The 16,686-nt window shown below is 40.2% G+C and carries 16 protein-coding genes; 8 read left to right on the top strand and 8 right to left on the bottom strand.

Annotated features, from left to right (window positions below; all coding sequences use genetic code 11):
• Positions 1 to 10: 10 nt before the first annotated feature.
• The 5 genes from FTU92_RS10450 to FTU92_RS10430 all read left to right on the top strand — a co-directional run bounded on the left by FTU92_RS10450 (position 11) and on the right by FTU92_RS10430 (position 7,179).
• On the top strand, positions 11 to 790 hold the full coding sequence (locus FTU92_RS10450) for a glutathione S-transferase N-terminal domain-containing protein (protein WP_179997451.1): 780 nt from the start codon (positions 11 to 13) through the stop codon (positions 788 to 790).
• Positions 791 to 1,016: 226 nt separating this feature from the next.
• A complete protein-coding gene (locus FTU92_RS10445; protein ID WP_004976663.1) occupies positions 1,017 to 1,376 on the top strand; it encodes a hypothetical protein in 360 nt (119 codons plus the stop codon).
• Between the two features lie 150 nt (positions 1,377 to 1,526).
• Positions 1,527 to 4,988 carry a transcription-repair coupling factor gene (mfd, locus tag FTU92_RS10440; protein WP_180096206.1) on the top strand — a complete coding sequence of 1,154 codons (3,462 nt, stop codon included), beginning with the start codon at positions 1,527 to 1,529 and terminating at the stop codon, positions 4,986 to 4,988.
• Positions 4,989 to 5,196: 208 nt separating this feature from the next.
• Positions 5,197 to 5,631: an HIT domain-containing protein gene (locus tag FTU92_RS10435; RefSeq protein ID WP_004976660.1), complete on the top strand. Its 435-nt coding sequence runs from the start codon at positions 5,197 to 5,199 to the stop codon at positions 5,629 to 5,631.
• A gap of 66 nt (positions 5,632 to 5,697) precedes the next feature.
• A complete protein-coding gene (locus FTU92_RS10430) occupies positions 5,698 to 7,179 on the top strand; it encodes an adenylate/guanylate cyclase domain-containing protein (RefSeq protein ID WP_004976658.1) in 1,482 nt (493 codons plus the stop codon).
• 122 nt (positions 7,180 to 7,301) lie between these two features.
• Here FTU92_RS10430 and fdx read toward each other — a convergent pair whose 3' ends face one another.
• The 8 genes from fdx to FTU92_RS10390 all read right to left on the bottom strand — a co-directional run bounded on the left by fdx (position 7,302) and on the right by FTU92_RS10390 (position 13,487).
• Positions 7,302 to 7,640, bottom strand: coding sequence for an ISC system 2Fe-2S type ferredoxin (gene fdx / locus FTU92_RS10425; protein ID WP_004976656.1), 339 nt, complete (start codon positions 7,638 to 7,640; stop codon positions 7,302 to 7,304).
• A gap of 15 nt (positions 7,641 to 7,655) precedes the next feature.
• Positions 7,656 to 9,515 (bottom strand): Fe-S protein assembly chaperone HscA, encoded by a 1,860-nt coding sequence (hscA, locus tag FTU92_RS10420; RefSeq protein WP_180096204.1) that lies wholly within the window; start codon positions 9,513 to 9,515, stop codon positions 7,656 to 7,658.
• A 45-nt stretch (positions 9,516 to 9,560) separates the two neighbouring features.
• The gene (gene hscB, locus FTU92_RS10415) at positions 9,561 to 10,076 is read right to left on the bottom strand and encodes a Fe-S protein assembly co-chaperone HscB (RefSeq protein WP_180096202.1); all 516 of its coding nucleotides are present in this window, start codon (positions 10,074 to 10,076) and stop codon (positions 9,561 to 9,563) included.
• Positions 10,077 to 10,175: 99 nt separating this feature from the next.
• Positions 10,176 to 10,496 (bottom strand): iron-sulfur cluster assembly protein IscA, encoded by a 321-nt coding sequence (gene iscA, locus FTU92_RS10410; protein ID WP_004976650.1) that lies wholly within the window; start codon positions 10,494 to 10,496, stop codon positions 10,176 to 10,178.
• A 36-nt stretch (positions 10,497 to 10,532) separates the two neighbouring features.
• Positions 10,533 to 10,919, bottom strand: a complete 387-nt coding sequence (gene iscU / locus FTU92_RS10405) for a Fe-S cluster assembly scaffold IscU (protein ID WP_004976649.1) — start codon at positions 10,917 to 10,919, stop codon at positions 10,533 to 10,535.
• Between the two features lie 104 nt (positions 10,920 to 11,023).
• Positions 11,024 to 12,241, bottom strand: a complete 1,218-nt coding sequence (locus FTU92_RS10400) for an IscS subfamily cysteine desulfurase (RefSeq protein ID WP_004976647.1) — start codon at positions 12,239 to 12,241, stop codon at positions 11,024 to 11,026.
• Between the two features lies 1 nt (position 12,242).
• Entirely contained in the window at positions 12,243 to 12,716 is a 474-nt protein-coding gene (locus tag FTU92_RS10395) for an Rrf2 family transcriptional regulator (protein ID WP_004976645.1), read from the bottom strand.
• Between the two features lie 123 nt (positions 12,717 to 12,839).
• A complete protein-coding gene (locus FTU92_RS10390; protein WP_004976643.1) occupies positions 12,840 to 13,487 on the bottom strand; it encodes a hypothetical protein in 648 nt (215 codons plus the stop codon).
• Positions 13,488 to 13,682: 195 nt separating this feature from the next.
• Here FTU92_RS10390 and FTU92_RS10385 point away from each other — a divergent pair, with 195 nt between their 5' ends.
• From FTU92_RS10385 to FTU92_RS10375, 3 genes are all read left to right on the top strand, one after another.
• Positions 13,683 to 14,150, top strand: coding sequence for a phasin family protein (locus FTU92_RS10385; RefSeq protein WP_004976642.1), 468 nt, complete (start codon positions 13,683 to 13,685; stop codon positions 14,148 to 14,150).
• A 225-nt stretch (positions 14,151 to 14,375) separates the two neighbouring features.
• On the top strand, positions 14,376 to 14,648 hold the full coding sequence (locus FTU92_RS10380; RefSeq protein WP_004976639.1) for an HU family DNA-binding protein: 273 nt from the start codon (positions 14,376 to 14,378) through the stop codon (positions 14,646 to 14,648).
• A 131-nt stretch (positions 14,649 to 14,779) separates the two neighbouring features.
• Positions 14,780 to 16,651, top strand: a complete 1,872-nt coding sequence (locus FTU92_RS10375) for a SurA N-terminal domain-containing protein (protein WP_180096200.1) — start codon at positions 14,780 to 14,782, stop codon at positions 16,649 to 16,651.
• Positions 16,652 to 16,686 lie beyond the last annotated feature (35 nt).

The following is a 16,686-nucleotide window of genomic DNA, read 5'->3' as shown; positions in this document are numbered from 1 at the left end:
GGAAAACAAAATGGTGCATCATCAAATTAAAGTCATTCAGGCAATGGCATCTATGCTTACCGAAGGTGGGCGCGGTGTGAATGGGACAGCATTTCCCAAGCAACCCGAAAAAGCCTTAAAGTTATATGAGTTTGAAGGTTCACCATTTTGCCGTCGTGTACGCGAAGTCATGACCTTGTTAAATTTGGATTATGAGGTTTATCCATGCCCCAAAGGCGGCACAAAATATCGACCTTTGGTGAAACAACTGGGTGGTAAAACTCAGTTTCCATTTTTAATTGATGAAAATACAGGTGATCAGCTCTATGAATCACAGCAGATCATTCATCATTTATTCAAACATTATGGCAAAAGTGGAAAAACGCCAAAAAAATACGCGCATTTTCCTAAAATTCCTTATGTTGCACTTGCAGGCACGTTATTGAATGGTGCACGTGGTGTGTGGATTAACCAGAAAATTGTAGAGCGCGCTGCACCTGAACAACTGATTGAACTGTGGGGTTTTGAGGGAAGTCCTTATACACGTGTAGTACGTGGTGTATTGACTGAACTGGAGTTGCCATTCAAATTTCATAATGTAGCCAAAGAGCGTTGGCAAGATCAAGGCTTGGCAAAATTACGTTTAAAACTGGGTAAATATGTGCCACTGGCAGGTGGTAAGCGTGAGCAGGTATTAAAAGTTATGGGTGATAATATTCAAGTCCCATTTTTAATCGATCCAAATACCCAGACTCAGCTTTTTGAATCGGCCAAGATTGTGAAGTATTTACAGCAAACTTATGGCAAATAAGCTTTAAGTCATTTTTTGATTGTTATAAAAGCATCTTCAAGATGCTTTTTTGCATTTGGCAGGATGCAAAATATGCATCATTATAAATAGCCTAAGCAAAGTGGGGTTGAAACACTGACTTATAACATCAGGGGAGCATAAATCACCCTGATCAGTTGCATCTATTTTAGTGAAGCATTTAAACTCTGCAGCATTCACTTTGATTTCGCCAATTTATAGGTTCAAAATGTTCAGCAAACTTACAGGGTTGTTTAAAAATAAAGCCAATCTCGAAGAAATTGCCTATTTAGAAGCACAGAATATTCAATGGGATGCGGAACAAGGCTATATTGTCGATGGTATTTTGCTTAACGATGTTTTGGCAGAGCGTTTAAATTATTTATCCAACCGCCGTATGCAGCAGTTTGATGATTTGGCACAGCTGTATTCTACAGCTATGATTATCAATGAAAAAATTGATCTGGAAATTGCGCAACAGCGTTTTAACACAATGCTTGGTAATACCGAAGAAAACTTACTGGAATTTAAAGCGATTGTTAAAAAATTGAATGATTATTATCGACAGTTTTTACGTGATCAAAAGTAAAGAGGCGTGTGTATCAAACTTTAAAGCTCGCTGTTTTATAAAATTTTGCAATTAAATACGCTGTAATGGTGGATGAAAAAAATTACGTAAAACCGTCAATTCATCGTGCTAGTATAAGCCCCATGTTGTTTAGACCCTAAAGCTATATACATGTTCCAACACGAAATTTCCCAACTCAATTTAGCACAACTGAAAGCTGGCGAAAAACGCTGGATTGGTAATCTACAAGGTTCTGCCGCAGCATTATTATTTAAAGAAATTGGTCAGCAGAATCAGCATTTATTTGTGATTGTCGCGCGCAATCAACAACATTTGGCGCAGTTAGAAAGCGAATTAGAATTTTACGGGGTAAAACCGACTATTTTCCCCGATTGGGAAATTTTGCCTTATGACCGCTTGTCACCGCATCAAGATATTGTGTCGGAGCGTTTGGCGATTTTATCCAATATGCCGCAGCAAGGTGTATTGTTGGTTTCGGCAACCACTTTGGCACAACGTGTTGCACCAACCTCATGGGTGTTAGGCGAGCATTTCGATATTCGTGTTGGGCAAAAGTTTGCTTTGGAACAACAAAAACAGCGTTTGGTACAAGCAGGCTATCATCTGGTCGATACAGTCTATGATCATGGTGAATTCGCTGTGCGTGGCAGTATTATGGATATTTATGCTTCGGGACAGGAAGCACCCATCCGTATTGATTTATTTGATGATGAAGTTGAAACCTTAAAGTTTTTTGATCCAGAAACGCAGCGTACCACCCAAAGTTTGCAGAATTTTACGGTTTTACCCGCCAAAGAATTTCCATTAAAAGAAGGTCGTGCGATTTTCCGTGACCGCTATGCAGAAAGTTTCCCAACGGCAAACCCGAAAAAGAACCCTGTGTATCAGGATGTGTTAGAAGGCATTGCATCGCCTGGTTTAGAGTTTTATTTTCCGTTATTCTTCACTCAAGCACAGCTTGAAGGTCAAAATACATTACTTTCATACTTACCAAAGCATTGCATTGTCATTACAGATAAGGCGGTGGATGACTGTTTAACTCAATTTTGGAAAGATGTGCTGTATCGTTATGAGGACAGACGTCATAACATCGACCAGCCGATTTTGCCGCCTGAGCAATTATTCCTACAACCAAATCAATTATTAGAACAACTGAATCAATTTGGACGTGTGATTGCATCGCCCGAAGCTTTTGAGCAAAAAGCAGGTGTAGTGAACTTAAGCACACTTGTACCACCACGTTTGGCGGTTGATCCTAAACAAGAACAACCCTTTCATGCCGTTAAGCAATATATTGATGCGGCCAATCATCCTGTTTTATTGGTGGCAGAAAGTGCAGGTCGTCGTGAAACCTTAAAAGATGCGTTGCGTGCCGCTTTGGGTGAAATTCCACAAGTGGAGAGTTTTGAGGCATTTCAGCAGTCTTTACAAGCCATTGCGATTACCAATGCACCTTTAGATCGCGGCTTGGTCATTCAAGATCAATTGAGTGTAATCTCAGAAAATCAGTTGTATGAACATCGTGTGGTGCAGCGCCGTCGTAAACGTCAGCAGGAAGTTTCTGAAGAGTTTTTAATTCGCAGTTTGACCGAGTTAAGGATTGGTGCACCTGTGGTACATATTGATTATGGCGTAGGGCGTTATGCAGGTTTAATTACTTTAAATATTGATGAGCAAGAGCATGAGTTTTTACAACTTGATTATGCCGATGCTGCAAAAGTGTATGTACCTGTTACCAATTTGCATTTAATCAGCCGTTATAGCGGTGGTGACCCAGACCTTGCGCCTTTGCATAAATTAGGCACAGATGCATGGAATAAAGCCAAACGCAAAGCGTTGGAACAAATTCACGATGTGGCAGCAGAATTACTGCATATTCAGGCACGTCGTCAATCTAAACCAGGTTTTGCTTTTGAGTTGGATCATAGTCTTTATATGCAATTTGCCAGTGGCTTTGCTTATGAAGAAACCCTAGACCAAGCCAATGCAATTGAAGCGACTTTACATGACATGCAACTGGCAAAACCAATGGATCGTTTGGTCTGTGGTGATGTTGGTTTTGGTAAAACCGAAGTCGCCATGCGGGCTGCATTTGTCGCGGTACAGAATAATAAACAAGTCGCGGTATTGGTTCCGACCACATTGTTGGCACAACAGCATTATGAATCTTTTAAAGACCGTTTTGCCGACTGGCCTGTGCGTATTGAAGTCTTATCGCGTTTTGGTTCAAGCAAATCTCATCAAAAAACCATTGAAGATTTAGCTGAAGGCAAAGTCGATATTGTGATTGGGACGCACAAAATTCTGCAAGAAAATATTCAGTTCAAGCAGTTGGGTTTAATGATTGTCGATGAAGAACATCGTTTTGGGGTGCGTGACAAAGAACGTATTAAAGCGCTGCGCGCCGATGTGGATATGCTGACTTTAACCGCAACGCCAATTCCACGTACCTTAAATATGGCATTTAGCGGTATGCGCGATTTATCCATTATTGCCACACCACCTGCACGCCGTTTAGCGGTCAAAACCTTTGTGCAAGAGCATACAGGCGATACGGTGAAAGAAGCCATTTTACGTGAATTGTTACGTGGTGGTCAGGTGTATTTCCTGCATAATGAAGTGGAAACCATTGAGCGTAGTGCTGAAACCATTCGTGAATTGGTACCAGAAGCGCGGGTTGCAGTTGCGCATGGGCAAATGCGCGAGCGTGAATTAGAGCAAGTCATGCAGCAGTTTTATCATAAAGAATATAACGTGTTGGTTTGCTCAACCATTATTGAAACAGGGATTGATGTTCCAAATGCCAATACCATTTTAATTGAACGTGCAGATAAACTCGGATTGGCGCAGTTGCACCAACTACGTGGTCGTGTCGGACGTTCGCATCACCAAGCTTATGCGTATTTGCTGGTACCTTCCATTAAGGGCTTAAAAGGCGATGCTGAAAAACGCTTGGATGCGATTCAGCGTGCCTCAACTTTGGGTGCAGGTTTTATGCTGGCAACCGAAGACTTGGAAATTCGTGGTGCGGGCGAATTACTGGGTGAGCAACAAAGCGGTTCAATGCAAGCTATTGGTTATAGCCTGTATATGGAAATGCTGGAAAAAGCCACCAAAGCCATTCAAAAGGGTAAAACTCCTAACTTCGATGCGCCATTGTCTTTAACTGCGGAAATCAACCTGCACATGCCTGCTTTAATTCCAGATGATTATTTGGGCGATGTGCATCAGCGCTTATTGTTCTACAAACGCATTAGTAATACCGATACTCAAGAAAAGCTTGATCATATTCGTATGGAATTGATTGACCGTTTTGGTATTCCGCCACAAGCAGTGAAACAATTGTTTGCTGTGCACCAACTGCGTTTAAAAGCAGAGCAGTTGGGCATCACTAAAATTGATATTGGTACAAATAGCGGTCATATTGAATTTTCACCAGATACACCTGTGCAAGCCATGAGTATCATCCAAATGATGCAAAAACATCCGACCTATTTCCGTATGGATGGTGGACAGCGTTTAAAAGTGATGGTGATGTTGGAGGAAGCTGAAAAGCGGATTCAATTTATTGCCGATCTATTAAACAGCCTGCTAAAAACTTTGCACAGCTGAGTTTAAAAATGCAAATTGATCCAAATATCATATCGGTAAATTTATGAATATTTGCTAAGAAACCTCTGATTCTATAATGAATATTATTCATGATGAATTTGGTTAAAATTGCACTTTATTTACATCGAAACATGATGGGAATCATACTCAGTTCACTAGGGATGTGATAGTATTACCCATCATTACAATTTGCGTCATTTATAAAGATATGTTTAGTTTGCATCCACAACTTGCTCAAGATACTTTTTTTGTAGGCGACTTTCCTCTGTCAACATGTCGTTTAATGAATGATATGCAATTCCCTTGGTTAATTCTAATTCCACGTGTGCCAGGGGTTACAGAACTATACGAATTAAGCCAGGCAGACCAAGAACAATTTTTACGTGAATCTAGCTGGTTATCTAGCCAATTATCACGTGTATTCCGTGCCGATAAAATGAATGTGGCGGCTTTAGGTAATATGGTTCCACAATTGCATTTTCATCACGTCGTGCGTTATCAAAATGATGTGGCTTGGCCTAAACCAGTTTGGGGTACGCCAGCTGTACCATACAGCAATGAAGTTTTGGCTCACATGCGTCAAACCTTGATGCTTGCTCTGCGTGGTCAAGGCGATATGCCATTTGACTGGCGAATGGATTAATTGAAATGAATTGCCACGCAGGATGCGTGGCTTTTTAATCCTAGATTGGAGTAGGCCGCGGTGTTCATGTACAATTGGATGGAAAGAGATCCCAAACAATTCGAATTTCTGCATCGTTTAGTCGGGTATGCAAGTTTATCCCTGATTATGGTGGTCTATCACTACACCTACGCCGATACCAATTATCAAATTTACCTTCCGTTTTTTCTTACTTTTTTATTACTGATAATTCCTAAATTTTCGCGTTGGCTGCAATATAAATATAGTCATCAAGCCAAGCGTAATATCCTGTTTATTATTGATATTGTGGTAGTCGCAGTATGTTTGTCTGCGGTACATCTGAATTTGGTACTTACTTTTGCCGCTTTATTTGCGCTGCTATATACCGCCATTTATATTAAAGTTTCTTTCTTTTTGGTGGCATTGGCATCCTTATTGGCGGTCACAGTTTTTTATTTTTGTAATATTTTTATTTTTGGTTTTAACGAATATTTTGAACAAAGCAGTACCGAACTTACGATTTTAGCCTTTTTATGTATGATCTTTTACTTTGGCATGGGCAGTGCCTATCAGGCACGTCGTATCCGCTATACCACGGCAAAGAAAGACCATTACTACACACAAATGAACCGCTATATGGAATTTGCGAATCAGCTTAGTCGCTATGCACCTTTGCAGTTGTGGCAATCGATTATGAAAGGTGAGTCGGAAGCGAAAATTGAATATAAACGTAAAAAAATGACGATTTTCTTTTCTGATATTCAAGGCTTTACTGAACTTTCTGAAACACTAATTCCAGATGATTTAGCATTCCTGCTCAATGATTATTTAAGCCACATGACCGAAATTGCCAAGCAATATGAAGCGACGGTGGATAAGTTTATGGGTGATGCGATTTTAATTTTCTTTGGTGATCCAAATACGCAAGGTGTTGAACAAGATGCTAAAACTTGTGTAGAGATGGCTATTGCGATGCGTCAGCAAATGAAATTGTTACGCGAACGTTGGGTCAAAATGGGCTATCCGCCTTTACATATTCGTATGGGTATCAGTACTGGATATTGCCACGTTGGGAACTACGGTGCAGCACATCGGATGGCATATACCATTGTTGGGCGTGATGCTAACTTAGCTGCGCGTTTGCAAAGTGCGGCCGAAGTTGATGAAATTTTACTTTCAGATGACACTTATAAACTGATTAAAAATGATTATTTGTGTGCTCCGAAAGCACCGATCTTTTTAAAGGGGATTCAAGGTCCTGTAAAAACTTGGCAAGTGATGGAAAAATATGCGGCCAGCAAGTCGGATTATCAGCGTTGGTTTGACTACGAATATAAAGGTTTTCATTTGTTGCTTAATTTGGATGAAGTGCAGAATTTTGAATATCCTGAGCTAATTACCGTATTAGAAAAAATGATTAAAAGAATTCAAACGCAGCAAAAGCTGACCAACTCACAGGGCATTGTAAAACTTAATCTTGAAGATGAAGTGATTGAACATCCACCTGTTGAAGAAATTGCCAAAACTCATATTCCTGAAAAACACTAAAATTTTTCTTATAATGTAGATCTCGTTTAACTTTTAAATCCTCAAAAATTTTAAATCTAAAGTTGTGCAATAAAAAAAACTGCGCCGTAGCGCAGTTTTTTAGAATTAGCATCATTTTATGATTAATGATTTTCTGAAGCATGGTTAATGGTGTATTTTGGAATTTCGACTTCCAAGTCTTCATTGACCACTTTAACCTGACAAGATAAGCGTGAATCAGGCTCTAAACCCCAAGCACGGTCTAATAAGTCAGCTTCAACATCATCCATTTCTTCTAGGCTGTCAAAGCCTTTACGAACAACAACGTGGCAAGTGGTACATGCACAAGACATATCGCAAGCATGTTCAATTTTAATGCCATTTTCAAGTAAGCTTTCGCATAAGTTGGCATTTTGTTCGACTTCAAACTCAGCACCTTCTGGGCAGAATTGCGCATGTGGAAGTACTTTAATACGTGGCATAATCTTTACCTTAAATTAGTTTGAGTTTGACCAGTCGTCGAGTTTAGTGCCTTTAAGTGCTGCATCAATATGTTGATTCATACGAATTGCAGCAAAAGCATCACTGTGTATTTTAAGCTGTTCAACAGCATGTTCAATGGCTTTAATGTCTTGTCCAGTCAATTCGGCTTCCAACTGCGCTTTGGCAGTATTTAAAGCTTCTAATTGTTCTGGGCTTAATAGTTGTGCATCTACTTTTAAGGCTTGTTGTAAAGCTTCAAGTTCACGTTGTGCTTCAACTTTGGTTTCATGCAAATGACGCAATTGCTTGTCTTTTTCTGCATATTTGAAACCATCTAGCAGCAAACGCTCGGTATCTGCTTCAGATAAACCATAAGATGGCTTGATGTCGATATTTGCAGTCACACCAGAAGTGGTTTCTTTAGCAGAAACACTGAGCAGGCCATCAGCATCGACTTGGAACGTAACTTCAATGCGTGCCTGACCCGCAGTCATTGGTGGAATACCGTGTAGCACAAAACGACCTAAGCTACGACAATGTTCTACCAAATCACGCTCACCTTGTACCACATGAATCAACATGGCAGTTTGGCCATCTTGATAAGTGGTAAATTCTTGGCGACGTGCTACAGGAATTGCAGTATTGCGTGAAATTAAGCGTTCCACCAAACCGCCCATGGTTTCTAAACCCAAAGACAGTGGGGTAACGTCTAATAGCAACGAACCATCTTTGCTGTTACCAATTAGTTGATTGGCGGTAATTGATGCACCAATTGCAACCACTTCATCTGGGTTAATTGTGCATAATGGTTCTTGATTAAATACTTCACGAACAGCTTTTTGCACGGCATAAGAACGTGTTGAACCACCAACTAAAACTACATTTTGAATGTCATCTAGGTCAAGTTTGGCATCGCGTAATACACGTTTGCATACACTAATGGTTTTATCTAAAGCAACCTGAATAATACTTTCAAAGTTTGCGCGGTCTAATTGCAGCGTGTGCTCTAACAGTTTTAATTCAACACTTTCTGCATTGCTGAGCGCTTCTTTGGCTTTACGTGCAGACACAATAAAGTGTGCATATTCTGCATCATCTAAACTTTCAATATTCAGCTGTTTTTTTGCCCATTTTACAATCAGACGATCTAAGTCATCACCACCTAAAGCAGTGTGGCCGCCTGTGGCTAAAACTTCAAAAACACCTTGAGAGAAACGTAAAATAGAAACGTCAAACGTACCACCGCCCAAGTCGTAAATCACATAGTTACGGTCTTGAGCCAAGTTGGTGTCTTGATCTAAACCGTAGGCAACCGCTGCTGCAGTCGGTTCATTCAATAAACGCAATACTTTTAAACCTGCAAGCTCGGCAGCATCACGTGTGGCTTGGCGTTGAGCTTCATCAAAATAAGCAGGAACAGTAATCACTGCACCATTTACAGGGTTTTGTAAGCTGGCTTCTGCACGGTCTTTGAGTTGTTTAAGCAATTCTGCAGAAATTTCAACAGGCGTTTTACGTCCTTGAGCTGTTTCAAACGCAGGCATTTGATTGTTTTCACCCACTAACGTATATGGATGTTGAAATTTGATGTCAGCTTTAGAACGACCCATAAAACGCTTGACTGAAACAATGGTGTTTTTAGGATCTGTAGTGATAAATGGCACAGCAGCATTGCCATAATGTGTATTTTGCGCTGCATAATGGACGATAGAAGGCAGTAGCACGCGACCTTGCTCATCATGCAAGACTTTAGCTTTACCAGAAAGAACTGTGGCAACCAATGAATGAGTGGTGCCTAAGTCAATGCCAATCGCAATGCGATGTTCATGCGGTGCACTTGATTGACCTGGTTCTGCAATTTGCAAGAGCGCCATTATGTAAAATCCTTTGCCCGTTAAATATTAAAATACAAACTAAAATTAAAAATCATCGTCTAAATCAAAACTGTCATCATCAAGGAAACGATCTTCAGCTTTGTCTAGGTCAGCCATAACTTTCATAAAAAAGCGTAATTTACGCACAGTGTCACGCGCTTCTGCCCAATCTTCTTCGGCATAGTCAATTTTAAATTCACGGACTAAGCCATCAACCCACTGTTGTACTTCAAACTTTAATGACTGTAAGTCATCGGCACAGTTGGCATCATCCAATTGCTCACGAATTTCCAAGGCATCTTGTAAAAATTCAAAGTCATGGATGGATTGATCGAGATGATAATCTTGCTTTTTCAATGAGAGTAAATATGCAGCACGACTGTCTACCGCAGAGAGTTGTTTAAACGCCTGATTAATTTTACTAGATTTAATCAAGGCTTGATCTTTGTCTTCGGCTTTGTCGGGGTGATATTGCTGCTGTAGCTTTAAAAATTCAGCTTTTAAAGTAGCGAAATCAATATCGAGTGCAACAGGAAGATTAAACAACTCAAAATGATTCATGGGAGATGGAATCCGCAATTAGTGTGCAAAATTGGCTGCATAAATGCAATTAAAACAGTGTATTGTACACTGTTTTAAGCTAAAAAGAGGGAGGTGGCGTTATACCGTGAACGATTCACCGCAGCCACATTCACCTTTTTTATTGGGGTTGTTAAACTCGAAACCTTCGTTTAAACCATTTTTGACATAGTCCATTTCCATGCCATCTAGGTAAACTAGGCTTTTCGGATCAACGAAAACTTTAACACCAAACTGTTCAAACATTTGGTCGTGCGTATCGACTTCATCTACAAATTCGAGTACATAAGCCAAACCAGAACAGCCTGAAGTTTTCACACCAACGCGAATACCTTGACCCTTACCGCGATTCTTTAAGTAATTGCTGATATGAGTTGCAGCATTTTCAGTTAAATTGATCATGAAAACTCCGTTTGTTTTTCCACAAAACTTAGCAAATTAAGCTTTGGTCTTTTTGCTGCGATAGTCTTCTACAGCAGCTTTAATTGCATCTTCTGCCAATACAGAGCAGTGTACTTTCACTGGTGGAAGGGCAAGTTCGGTAGCAATATCAATGTTCTTGATCGCTTGTGCTTCATCTAAAGTTTTACCTTTAAGCCACTCAGTAACCAAAGAACTTGAAGCAATGGCAGAACCACAACCATAAGTTTTGAAACGTGCTTCTTCAATCACGCCTTCGTCATTCACTTGAATTTGCAGACGCATTACATCGCCACATGCAGGTGCGCCCACCATACCTGTACCAACGTTTTCAGCATTTTTGTCTAAAACGCCAACATTACGAGGGTTTTCGTAATGATCAATTACTTTATCGCTATAAGCCATGTCGCTTCTCCAAACCTCGGGGTCAGCCTTAATATAAATATGGGGGTGAAATTACCTTTATCAATCTAATGGCTTCCTGTCAAAGCCATTAGATTTGGGATGAATTAGTGTTCAGTCCATTCTACTTTAGAAAGGTCAATCCCTTCTTTATACATATCCCAAAGCGGTGAAAGTTCACGTAACTTTTCAACAGCAGCTTTAGTCACAGTTAGGACATGATCAATATCTTCTTCAGTAGTGTATTTACCAAAACTGAAACGAATTGAGCTGTGTGCAAGTTCGTCTGAAAGACCTAGTGCACGTAATACATAAGATGGCTCTAAAGTCGCTGAAGTACACGCAGAACCTGAAGATACCGCAGCATCTTTAAGAGACATCATTAAAGATTCACCTTCAACAAAGTTGAAGCTGACGTTTAAATAGTTGGCTACGTTTAGTGTTGGGTGACCATTCAGGAAAACTTGTTCCATGGTGTTCAAGCCATTCCAAAGTTTGTCGCGCAATACACGTAAACGGGCTTGTTCAGAAGCCAAGTTTTTGCCTGCAAGTTCAAATGCTTCGCCCATACCTACAATTTGGTGGGTTGCAAGTGTGCCTGAACGCATGCCACGCTCATGACCGCCACCATGCATTTGTGCTTTTAAGCGTACGCGTGGACTGCGGCGTACAAATAGCGCACCAATACCTTTAGGGCCATAGATTTTGTGTGCAGAGAAGCTCATTAAGTCTACTTTTAAGGTAGATAAATCAATTTCTACCTTACCTGCAGCTTGCGCAGCATCAACGTGGAAGAAGATTTTTTTGGCACGGGTGATTTCGCCAATTGCAGCGACATCGGTAATCGTACCAATTTCGTTATTGACCATCATCAACGACACTAAAATTGTGTCTGGACGAATTGCCGCTTCAACCATTTCAGGTGTAATTAAACCTGTTTGTGGTTGTGGCTCTAAGTACGTGATTTCAAAACCTTCAGATTCAAGCTCACGGCAGGTATCTAAAATGGCTTTGTGTTCAATTTTAGAGGTAATAATGTGTTTGCCTTTAGACGAATAGAATTGTGCTACGCCTTTTAGTGCAAGGTTATCTGATTCTGTTGCACCAGAAGTCCACACGATTTCACGTGGGTCTGCTTTGATCAAGTTCGCAACTTGTTCACGTGCATATTCAACTTTTTCTTCTGCTTGCCAGCCATAAGCGTGCGAACGAGAAGCGGCATTACCGAAAGTCCCATCAAAAGTCAGGCACTCCATCATGCGTTCTGCAACTTGAGGATCTACAGGAGTGGTTGCTGCGTAGTCAAGATAAATTGGACGTTTCATGTCAAATACCTGTAACCGATAACAGAGCTGAATCAAACGGTGCTGTGTTCTGGCGAATGGCAACAGTTTGTACGTTGTCACGCGCAACTAAATCAGCAAGTGAGATTTTAGCGAGATAGTCGGCAATATGATGGGAGAGTTCCTGCCATAAGTCGTGAGTCAAGCACATTGCACCATTTTGACAGTTGCCTTTATGGTCGCAACGCGTTGCATCAACAGTTTCGTTTACGGCTTCAATGATTTCTAGCACAGTGATTTCATTTGCACTACGTGCTAAATGGTAACCACCGTTAGCACCGCGAACACTAGACACTAAGCCGTGGCGCTTAAGTTTTGCGAATAACTGCTCAAGATAAGCAACAGAAATAGTTTGACGGGCTGCAATTTCAGCAAGCGTGATCGTTTGTTCAGTTGGCTGCAAAGCTAAATCAAGTAGAGCAGTCACTGCGTAGCGACCGCGAGTTGTTAAGCGCATGATTCGATACACATGATTAGACTAGATATGGGTATTCTATGAATCCCGACTAAATTAGTCAAGTATTTTATTGTGATATTGTGCGCGAGGATTTACGCTGTTTTTCTTGATATTTTAATGCGTTTAAACGATCCATAAATTATACACTAATAACGTAATTAATAGTACTGTTATTACACCAAAGACGATGTTAATGCGCTTTTGACGACGTTCAATCCGACGAATACGGTTTTTATGCTGTTTAAGCTCAACTTGTAGGGTGTTGATCTTAGAGCGTTGTTCATCAATTTTGTCTAAAAGTGGGGCAATGCGCTTTTTAGAACCAATCACTTCTTGTTCTTGCGGTGCTTCTTTCAGCCATTGTTTCCAGTCAGCTAAAACTTTGGGTGCACTAAAATGCAAAATTAGATCACGAAACTCATCTTTAAGGGTAATGTCACCATCTATACGCATGTGTTTAATACTGCGACGATTACCTAAAATAAAGATTTTAAATAAATCTATGAGGGTGGTGCGCACATCTAAATCGACAGCTTGTTCAGGTGCTTTGCTGTCAAATAAGATGCCGTTTGGATTGAATTCCACGTAAATGTCGAAATAAGGAATATAGCTATTAATTTTAATGGTGATTTTCTGGTCGACAAACTTTTTAGCCTGCAAAGCGACCACACGATCATGTTTTAGAATAAAGCTAAAAATTGTTTCCAGCACAATCATGAGCATGGTCAGCAACAAATGTGGATTACTTTGTCTTTGTTGCGAATCACTCATAAAATCAAGTCCCTAAATCTAAAGTTGAATTCCTTGTTTTGCGCTTCGTTGAGAATACATTCTAAGAAGCGCAGCGAATAATCTTGCTTTGTAGAACAGTTTAGCAAAACGATCAAGTATTTAATTTGCTATTATGAAAGCATTTTGTAGGTTTATTACATTTATGTGCGCATAAAATAAGCAGGAGAGAGGTTCATGGAAAAAACGACGGATAGCGTAGAAGAGCATTTGCTTGAATCAGAAACCACATTGAAAAATAAAGATAAATTACGCTCAGGACGTAAATCATCACTCGATTTTCGTAAATATACCAAGCAAATTTGGCTAGCAGGTTTAGGTGCATTTTCACGCGCAGAAGAAGAAGGCAATAAATTGTTTGACTCTCTGGTCAAGGTGGGTGAGGAATTAGAATCTAAAACTACAGAAATTGCCGATCAAACAGTTGAAAAAGTGTCTGAAAAAGCCAAAGAGTCGGTCATTGATACTAAAGATAAAGTTGAGCGTTTAATTGACCATAGCGTCAATCATTCTTTAAATAGAATTGGCTTGGTGACAGCAAAAGACCTACAACATTTGGAGCAATTGGTACTGCAATTACATGCCAAAGTCGATGCGTTGATTGAAGAAAATAAACAATTAAAAGAAGATGTTGCGAAAAAGTAATTCTGTGGAAAGGGGGGCTTAAAGGATGTTGCTTTATTATACATCGGGTATTTTAGGGCAAAACTGAATAGAGGCTAACAGTTCCATCGTTTTTACCATTTATTTTGCATAAAAGCGTGCAGGGAGTATTGCTTTTACCCTCAAAGCATTGCTATAAAGGCGTTACGGTAATTTAAATTAAATCTCTGGACCTTAAATAAACGATATTAAGAGGACGTAATTTTCATGAATAAATCAGAATTAATCGATGCAATTGCAGAGAAAGGGGGATTGTCTAAGACTGATGCAGGTAAGGCCTTAGACGCAACAATTGCTTCTATTACTGAAGCGCTTAAAGCGGGTGATACTGTAACCCTCGTTGGTTTTGGTACATTTAATGTGAAAGAGCGTGCTGCTCGCACAGGTCGTAACCCACAAACAGGTGCTACACTTGAAATTAAAGCAAGCAAAGTACCAAGCTTTAAAGCGGGTAAAGGTTTAAAAGATTCAGTAGCATAATCTTTTAAAATGCCAAGAAAGCGCGCCAATTGGCGCGTTTTTTATTAATAATGTCAATAAACGGCTTCAACGCATTCATTCGTTGAGGGTTTTCAGTTAAAATCTCGCACAAATAAAATATTGGAATACTTATGGAATCTTTTCGTAAAGTTATTAAGGGTTGGTTGGGCAAAGTTTTGCTCGTCTTGTTCTTGACCCCTTTAGCACTTGTAGGTATTGAAGGATATTTTAGTGGAGGTCAGTCTGAAGACACTGCACAAACAGTCAATGGTCAGCAAATTTCAAAACGAGAATTAGATAATCTGACCAATTCCTTGAAAGAACAATACTTGGCCTATACCAATGGTGATGAAACACTATTGAATCAAAATTATATTCAAAACAAAGCCAAAGATACGTTGGTTGCACGTACCTTGTTATTACAACAAGCTGAGAAATTAGGGATTTCTTTGAGCGATGCACAAATTGAACAAATGATTGCACAGCAACCGAATTTCCAACAAGATGGCAAGTTTTCTGAAAGCTTGTATGCGAACTATCTGCAATCTGTAGGCATGACCAATCAGGCGCTTGTGGCAAATTTACGCCAAGACCATGCGTTAAAAATGCTGAGTGCTAGCTTTACCGATTATGCTTTAGTTAGCCCGGCTGATATTCAGCAAATTGCCAATTTACAAACCCAGGAACGTACTTTGCATTTATCTAGCATTAAGTTAGATGACTACAAGAAAAACATCACCACAAATGCACAAGAGATTGCTGCGTATTATGAACAGCACGCCAATGCCTTTAAACAGGTTGCTAGCGTTGATGTCGATTACATTGTGGTGACTCCAGCCAATATTGCACCTGCAAATACGGCTGTCACTGACGCAGAGTTACAACAGGCTTATCAAAAGTTTGTCGAAACTCAAAAAGGTGCTGCTGTACCGACAGTGAAGCATATTTTAATCACCACCGATGCGCGTGATGATGCCGCAGCTAAAAAACTTGCAGAGCAAGCCGCAGCTGAAATTAAGCAAGGTACAAGCTTTACTGCAGCTGCACAAAAGTATTCGGATGATCCTGAGTCTAAAGCCAAAGGTGGTGAGGTTGCAGGTTATGAAGCAGGCGTATTTGGCGATGCCTTTGACAAAGCCGTGGGTAGCTTGAAATCTGGTGAAGTATCACAGCCGATTAAAACTCAATATGGCTATCATGTGATACAAACAGAAGGTGCTACAGTTCAAGTCCCTGCATTTGAAACTCAAAAAGCACGTTTAACGGCTGAGTTGCAAAAAGCCAAAACTGAAAATGCGTATACCGATACCATCAACAGCTTAAATGAATTGGTGGTGAGTAGTGATGCTTTAGATGTTGTGGCAGAAGAAGTGAAAACGGCCAAAGTCGAATCTGTTAATGGTTTAACTTTGGCGGCGCAGCATCCTGTTTTAAGCCAGCCACCTGTCAAAGTTAAATTGTTTAATGATGATGTGAAAAATGGCGATCGCAACGCATCGAGTAACATTACTTTAGCCAATGGCGATGTGGTATGGGTTAAAGTGCGTAATTACCATGCCGCAGGTGTGCAAACTTTAGAAGAAGCAACACCCCGCGTAAAAGCTAAACTGATTGAGAAAAAAGCCTTTGATGCAGCGAAAAAAGATATTCAAGCTGCGTTGGATGCCTTTAAAACTCAACCTGCAGCGACCGTTTTGGCGAAAAACCAAATCCGTTTTGAAAATGCAGGCACATTCACCCGTGCAGATGGTTTGTTAAAGCGTGAAATTGAACGTGCTGCATTTAGTGTGCTTGCGCCTAAAGATGGTATGTGGTCAGTAACAACCGCATCTATACCAAATGAATTGGTGGTGGTAGCTGTATCAAATGTAAACGATACTACATCGAATGCTTTAACGCCTGAGCAACTGAAAGAGTTAGCGCAGTTGTATCAACAATTACGTGCTCAACAAGAGCTAGATGACTATACGCAATATTTGAAATCGAAAGCGAAAATCAAATAAGTGATGAACATCTACAAAAAAACCAGCAAATTTGC

Source organism: Acinetobacter sp. YH12205 (assembly GCF_013418125.1).
Taxonomy (GTDB): Bacteria; Pseudomonadota; Gammaproteobacteria; order Pseudomonadales; family Moraxellaceae; genus Acinetobacter; species Acinetobacter towneri.
The sequence above is the reverse complement of the archived record's forward strand: the minus strand, read 5'-3'. Positions and strand labels throughout refer to the sequence as shown.